Source organism: Duganella flavida (genome assembly GCF_009857445.1).
Taxonomy (GTDB): Bacteria; Pseudomonadota; Gammaproteobacteria; order Burkholderiales; family Burkholderiaceae_D; genus Rugamonas; species Rugamonas flavida.
The window spans coordinates 39,942-46,688 of the sequence record NZ_WWCN01000028.1; the positions used below are offsets into that span (position 1 = coordinate 39,942).

Sequence of the window (6,747 nt, forward strand, 5' to 3'; positions counted from 1 at the left end):
CAATGGAGCGGCTGTTGGGCTAGTCTCTAAAACTCGTAGATTAATCTCACTGGCCTTGGGGCCATTGGCGTTTCGCCGAAACGGTGCTGGCCACATCGGATACTGCCGTCGAGATATCGCGAGTTACGCCACTTTCGGCCAGCTGTTTGACTTGCTGAAGTGTCTGCCGCATGTTGCCAGTAAAGGTGGCATCCCACTCTGCGGCGGTGGCCCCCAAGATCTTAGTTTCGCCAGTAAGCACTTTTACCTGGTCAAATCGGATATTTTTCGGCATCGAACCCTCACCTTTCATCTTTATCACGACACTCGCACTGCTCTGCGATTAGAGTGTTACTGACTAAATTTTTGTCCTTCCCTTTGCTTGGGAACGGCTGTGGGCGCAAGTCTAAAAGCGTCAAATTGTATCGTTCCATGGAAAAGTGGTTAATTATTCTAAATAATTGATTTCATTGAGGATATTTCGACTGAATCGTTCCAAGAATCGTTCCAGAATTGATGTCCGCATCATTACCACTATCCATTCTTAAAGGTCGCAACCACCTGCCTTCCTGGTTACCACAGCCTGAGTTTGGCGGGGTAAAAGACGTTTAGATACACCATTTAGTTACGAATTGGCGTATCTAAGCGACATTGGCAATGGCATGATAATCTGCGGTCTTAGGATTACTAATTATGCGACACGACCAAACCTTTAACTCTCTTGCCGTCCAGAACACCGCTCAGCGTCTTGGCGAGCGCATTCGTACGGCTAGAAAAGCCCAGAAGCGCTCATTGGTTGATCTTGAGAGAACATGCCGTGTGCACAGACAAACACTCGCGCGCCTCGAACGCGGCGATCCGGGTGTTTCCCTCGGGGTTTTTCTGAGCGTGCTAGAGGCGTTGCGGGAACTGTCCAGTGTCGAATTGATTATCTGCCAGCCGGGTACGCCAGTGCATTTGCGTTCAGGGGACAATACGCCTCTTGAGCGCGATTTTTAATGGATATCGAGTTGTATGTCTTGGGCGAGTGGCTCTGCATTAAGTTAGGTCCATCGGACCGCCGCGGCCAACCCAATTTCCATTAACCCAAGCTACCCAGTCCCAGGCAAATGCGCATTTGCCGAGGATTGGGCTAACGGGACATGCGCTGCCATGTAGGGCGTTTTCAAATTGGAGGCGCCATGGTTCAGGAATATCTTGAATAGCAATAAGGTACGCGCGGCCATCACGCATGTGGACCTGCACTGCCGCCATTAACTCCTCCTTTGTCATTTTTGTCGTTTGCTCGATGAATTGAACTACTCAGCTTGGCCTGCCTTCTACTGCTTGGTAAACGCTGCCAAGCGGTCATATAAACCCTTATCGAGTGGCGTGCAGGCCCTTACGCTTTATTATGGATATCGGTTAGCCACAAAACCCTGCATAAAGTGAGCTGATGTAATGTAGTACCTCACTCGTTCGGCCTTCTGCAGCTAATGCCAAGCCAGTTTTGCAATCCAGATGGGCTATGGGCTCGTTCTTGACCCAATCAACCGCACGCTCAACACTATCTGATACGTCTGTGGCTGCAAGCGTAATTTTAAGGCAAGATAGGTACATCTGCACTGCTTTATCTTCAGAAGCGTTGTAGATTCTTTCCAGCGCCACATTAGTCGCGTTGCCAAACGGCGACACGTCGGATTCAAATACCAAGGCAAAAGACTCGGGGGAAAGTATGCCATTTGCGTCGCGAATGAAGGTGATAAGACGGTAGAAATCACTCTCAAACACCGGGACTAGCTTCGAGTAGTCTTTCATTATTTAGTTCTTAAAGCGAACAGCACCAGTTAAATATAAAGCACGTGTACAATCTTCGATACCGTTAACGGATTCGAAAGAGTTTTCAATGTCGACTTATCAGGATTATCAGAAGCAAATCGCAGAGTTGCAGGCTAAAGCTGAGGAGGCACGCCGGACAGAAATTGCACAAGCACGTGCACAGATTCAGTCAATCATGAGCGAGTATGGTTTAACACTGGCCGACATTGGCGGCAACTCTAAGCCGTCACCTAAAGCGCCTGGTAAGCCGGTAGCGATCAAGTACCGAGATGAGGCTACCGGCGATACGTGGACTGGCCGAGGCCGTGCTCCGAAATGGCTCGAAGGTAAAGACAAGAGCCAATACCTGATTCGATAAACGTTCAACGCTATACGTTCGAATCGAGTTAATCCCCTTATGATTGACTCGATTCGCCGAGAAGCGTTTCTTTTGCCTCGTCGGGAATATCCCATCCCAGTAAGACGGCGGTTCTGCGAATGACCCAACGCATGTCGGAGTCGGATCCCCAACCAGCCTGAAGTAGTCTGTGTAAATACTGTTGAAGGATTTCATGCTGGGACAGGTGAGCATACTTCCCTTTTTCAGTTATTCGGCATCTCTCAACAAACTGATGCGCGAGATCTTCAGCTACCTCCCAGCGCGATAGTACCTCTGGCGGCGCTGTGCCGGGCTCGTAGTACTTGCCGCCGTATGAGACCAACGCAACCTTGGGATTTGCTCCGCTAAGCGCTGCGCCCCGCGGCTGGGCCGGAAAGTCCATTGGTACGAACACCCTCCGCAGCTCAATATCGAGTGTCGACGTACGGCTGCACCCAATACCGTCGGCGAATGCGACAATGGGCTCGATCAAATTAGATACTTCTTCCATACTCGCGCCTGGAACTAGACAGATGCGCGCAATTAGATCCGCCGATGCATGACTCAGAAATGCGGAGATGATCGGCGCCATATTGGGCGCGTGCTCTTTCTGCTGCAAAGCATGAATAAGTTCAATAGCTGTAATGGTTTGGACAGTGCCAAGTGATGAGATCACTTTTTGGACATCTTCTTCGACTGCCTGCTGTGAAAGTACCTTTTGCATTCCGACCTTTATCGTGAGTTGATTTGTATGCGACGCGAACTTTGGACATATAGCTGCATCAAGTATCGCCGCCAGCGTAAATGACCTCTCCGCAAAGGTTGACGATGCTGCGGAAACCCACCGCCTGCCATGGACTTGACAGGTAACTGATCGACTCGTGTAAATGCCCGTGAAACGCCTTCGCTACACGCAAACACTGAGCGAGTTGAGTGATCGTAGTGAATCCAAGCTCGTGCAGATCAGGTGCTTCGTGAGTAACGAGTACATCAGCCGAATGTTGGGAGAGCTCAAAAACATCTGCAGGAAAAATCGTCGTGCGGTGCCGCAACGGTAGGCCACCTCGGAACAGATTGCCCTTGCCTAACGTTTTTGCGTATTCGGCCCCGCTGAATAATGGATCGACCAAATCATACTTACGCGGGTTCCAAGGCTTTCTGAAGACGCCCCCCAGGCCGGCGATGCGCACGCCGGCTACTGTGGCAACTGTGCTGTGCAGGTTTAGAAATCCGCTAGCTGTTAGATTGTCCCAGTTCGATTCGGAGTCACTGTCGTGATTGCCAGGGATGTACGCCACCTCGATGTGCTCAGACAAATCTGCGAGCTCGTCTTGCAGCGGACTTGGACAATCCAGGTCACCTAGAAACACAATCCCGTCCGGCCTAAACTTATGTGCCGCAGACACGATATGTGCAAACTTACCGTGGCAGTCTCCAGCAAACCAGATCTCCGGCATGTTTTTCTGGGCGTACACTCTTCCTCCATTATCGATTGCGTTTGCCTGCACTGCCGGCCCTTCGTCGCGCCTCTCGGAAGTGTCCGTCTGCATGCAAGTCCATTTTAAAAATCATATCTTCGACTTTAGTCAAAGCTCTCCCTCTAACTTTACTGAGCAGTCCTGGCCATTTCTTAGCATGACCATTGTCTTGATAGAATTTTGTGGCACCGCTGATTTGTTGCTCAAGAGCGTTCCGGATAAAAAGAGTACGCGTGCCGGCATGCGCTGGGTTGTTTAGGTGCTTGGGTTCAGTAGCCGATGCGAGTTCATCGAGCATCGCTTCGCAGAGCTGCCGATATGCTATCGCAATTGCCTGCCACACGATTTTGTTTGCGTAGAAATCCGCAATCGCTGCGTATAATTTATCATTCTCGTCTTCTGCTCGGTTGGCGCGGTCTGCTGCTCCCATTGCCAGTCCCATATAGAGGTGGCTTGTGTCACGACCGCCCGAATCATTTCCCCACATCGACATAGCTACCTCTCAACAGATCAAGGAAACGGCCGCCCAATAACGGGAGGCCGGCGTGATTAATTTGCCGCGGTTGTGAATTTCCAAGACTTTGACAGCGCAGTGCCATTTACGGTGCCAGAGAACGAAACGGTATAAACAGTATTCGCAGCCATCCTGACCACAGGAACAATAGTGAGCGCATATGCAGCCATTTGACCGTCTGCAGTCAGCTCAGGACCAGTCGATGTAAAAGTGCCGCCAGCTGTATTTGCCAGAATGCGCGCCGACAGCGGTTGTCCACCAGCCGGAGTTATATTCAATTGCGTGACGGAGATAGTTGGTTTTGCACCAGTCGCTGCGAATGATTTGGTCTTGAAGTTCAGCGTAACAGGTGTACCCAGCTCCTGATATTGAGGAAGCGGCGTAGGCACTTCGGCTTGGTTGTAGAAGACAATTGGAACGCCGGTTTGGTCTGGATAAGGATAGACGCGGATTGTACCGTCTGCCGGCAACTGCTCTGCTTTTGACGTGGCGATTGAGAAGTCCGCGACGCATACCGTATATTTGCCGTAAATCGGATCATCCTTCGTATTGATCGCAGAGATACCGATATCGCGCATGCCCGAAAAGAGTACTCCGATGTGGTAGACGCTATTTGCCCAGCTAGCGGTACAGCCCGCGAAATTGCCGGCGCCATTCGTGCCGAAAATAACTTCGTCCACATATGCGCTGGAATATCCCGCAGCCTTCGCGCGTGCAGTCGCATCAACGCCGGTGAATCCCATCTTGCCCTCTGCCTCGCTATGCAGGCTGACGATGGTATTTATATCGAGGTAGTTCCAATGAGCGAGCACCGACTTGTCGAGAGCGGCATTCTGGCTGAGCAGACCAGATCCCACTTTTTCCCGGAGCGCATTTACAGCGTTGAATACGACGAGATTCCCACTGTCGCTTGTGTAGTTTGGAACGGGCACGCTTTGGACTAGCTCATTAACATCGACTGCGGGCGGCGTTACGACTGGCGTCACATTCGGCTGCTGAACTGATGTCGAGCCACCGCCACCACAGGCTGTCAGTGTTGCCGCTACGAGTAGCATAAAGTTGTTCTTACTTTGCAAAGTACTTCCCTCTCTTGGAAATTGAGCTGTCAAGCTCGCCTACATAAACAGCAGGGCACTTCTCAACACCCCGCGGCAAAAAGTTTTGGACGTCAATGTCAGGACCAATTAGCGGGCATTCATTCCGATCGACTGGCCGGTGATCATGGACTACTTCAGTAACCGTTCATGATCGATGGAATAGCATCGGGGGCGAGGGATTTCCCCCGAAACTATGTGTTACTTCTGCTTATCAACTTAGTTCACCCTACGCAGAGTAACCAAGCTATCTTCGCCGTCGATCGCCCACGAAACTTGTGAGAGGATGGACCGAAGTTCCATCTCGGTGACGGCTCGGCCATCTTTGCGTCCGACGTGGATGTTGTATTCCGAAATCGCGGAATGAAGGGATGCCCTGTTACTAATCTCGGCATGTAGGTTAACTATTGTCGTTCCTAAATATCTACGCTCTGCTGGCGTCATTACTTTCCTCTTTTTGAAGCCTCGATGCCCAAGCGGGCGAGCAATCGAGATCAATATTTTCCTCAAGACGCATGCATTTCAATTGGCTTATCGTTTAGAGCTTCCTGGAGTTGCTGAAAACGCATTAAAAAGCTGTCTTTGTTAGGTCTACGCCCAACAGGAATTTTCTATTACGCATATTTCGCTAAAACAAGATTTTTACCTCACAGGCGAAATATATATGTAAATTCTAACAAAGTCACTTATAGTTGCCAAATGGTTCCGCATAGTTGGTGGACTGCCTTCACTCCTAGAATGAAGCTTGCAGTCATGGAAAAAACAAACCAACCGCTATCTGCAAGAGAAATTTTCGGGAGAAATCTTCGCCGGGCCCGGCGTCTAAAAGACGTATCGCAGGAAGAGTTGGCGCTACGCGCGGACCTAAGCCGTACCTACGTCAGCGAAGTTGAGCGTGGCGTCCGGAACGTCTCCATCGACAACATGGGGCTGCTATCGCAGGCGCTCGGCGTGCCGCTGCGTGATCTTGTTGACCCTGCGATGTTTAAGATCCTGGACGATTCATCTGAATAGGCCAAATACCAGCCGTAGTACGCAACTTGAGCGGGCAATTTATAAGCCGCAAGATGCCCTGACTCGAATCCTCGGGCCACGAGTTTTAAGTCATTAGCTCGGAGTGAGATGTGCAAACAACGCATGTGCGTCGGCGCCAGAATCCGCAGGTGCCGTGACGGTCTCGTTGATTGACGCCGTTGTGCGATGTACTTGATAGACAAATACTCTTTGCAATTATCAGGATGGCGCAAGGCCGAAGCAAGCAAGCCGCGCAAGCAGCGACGCAGTTTGAAACAGATCCAAGCGGATCTGAAAGAACTCGGTTATGAAGGATCGTATGACCGCGTGGCAGCGTTTGCCAGGCAGTGGAAGGCAGGTCAAATTGAGTGGGTCACCCATTAGCCGGCCACTGTCAACAGTACGAATTTCTCCCTCGCGCTACTCTGCGATCTCTTGCATTATTTAGCCATCGTATCCGTTCAGCAGGCGTAAAGGTCGTTCCCTATGCCT

At 50.7% G+C, this 6,747-nt stretch carries 9 protein-coding genes; 3 read left to right on the forward strand and 6 right to left on the reverse strand.

Annotated features, from left to right (window positions below; all coding sequences use genetic code 11):
• Positions 1 to 46: 46 nt before the first annotated feature.
• The gene (locus tag GTP46_RS28070; protein ID WP_161009933.1) at positions 47 to 274 is read right to left on the reverse strand and encodes a hypothetical protein; all 228 of its coding nucleotides are present in this window, start codon (positions 272 to 274) and stop codon (positions 47 to 49) included.
• A gap of 398 nt (positions 275 to 672) precedes the next feature.
• Between GTP46_RS28070 and GTP46_RS28075 the strand changes: the two genes are divergently transcribed.
• Positions 673 to 978, forward strand: coding sequence for a helix-turn-helix domain-containing protein (locus tag GTP46_RS28075; protein WP_161009934.1), 306 nt, complete (start codon positions 673 to 675; stop codon positions 976 to 978).
• A 405-nt stretch (positions 979 to 1,383) separates the two neighbouring features.
• On the opposite strand, the gene GTP46_RS28080 is transcribed toward GTP46_RS28075, so the two are convergent.
• Positions 1,384 to 1,776: a hypothetical protein gene (locus GTP46_RS28080; RefSeq protein WP_161009935.1), complete on the reverse strand. Its 393-nt coding sequence runs from the start codon at positions 1,774 to 1,776 to the stop codon at positions 1,384 to 1,386.
• A gap of 88 nt (positions 1,777 to 1,864) precedes the next feature.
• On the opposite strand from GTP46_RS28080, the gene GTP46_RS28085 reads away from it, so the two are divergent.
• A complete protein-coding gene (locus tag GTP46_RS28085) occupies positions 1,865 to 2,155 on the forward strand; it encodes an H-NS histone family protein (protein ID WP_161009936.1) in 291 nt (96 codons plus the stop codon).
• Positions 2,156 to 2,192: 37 nt separating this feature from the next.
• Here GTP46_RS28085 and GTP46_RS28090 read toward each other — a convergent pair whose 3' ends face one another.
• The 4 genes from GTP46_RS28090 to GTP46_RS28105 are packed head-to-tail and all read right to left on the reverse strand — an operon-like array spanning position 2,193 to position 5,256.
• A complete protein-coding gene (locus GTP46_RS28090) occupies positions 2,193 to 2,879 on the reverse strand; it encodes a hypothetical protein (RefSeq protein WP_161009937.1) in 687 nt (228 codons plus the stop codon).
• 58 nt (positions 2,880 to 2,937) lie between these two features.
• Positions 2,938 to 3,630: a metallophosphoesterase family protein gene (locus GTP46_RS28095; protein WP_161009938.1), complete on the reverse strand. Its 693-nt coding sequence runs from the start codon at positions 3,628 to 3,630 to the stop codon at positions 2,938 to 2,940.
• A 10-nt stretch (positions 3,631 to 3,640) separates the two neighbouring features.
• A complete protein-coding gene (locus tag GTP46_RS28100) occupies positions 3,641 to 4,126 on the reverse strand; it encodes a hypothetical protein (RefSeq protein ID WP_161009939.1) in 486 nt (161 codons plus the stop codon).
• A 56-nt stretch (positions 4,127 to 4,182) separates the two neighbouring features.
• Positions 4,183 to 5,256: a CAP domain-containing protein gene (locus GTP46_RS28105; protein ID WP_161009940.1), complete on the reverse strand. Its 1,074-nt coding sequence runs from the start codon at positions 5,254 to 5,256 to the stop codon at positions 4,183 to 4,185.
• A 738-nt stretch (positions 5,257 to 5,994) separates the two neighbouring features.
• Here GTP46_RS28105 and GTP46_RS28110 point away from each other — a divergent pair.
• Positions 5,995 to 6,255 (forward strand): helix-turn-helix domain-containing protein, encoded by a 261-nt coding sequence (locus tag GTP46_RS28110; protein ID WP_161009941.1) that lies wholly within the window; start codon positions 5,995 to 5,997, stop codon positions 6,253 to 6,255.
• Positions 6,256 to 6,747 lie beyond the last annotated feature (492 nt).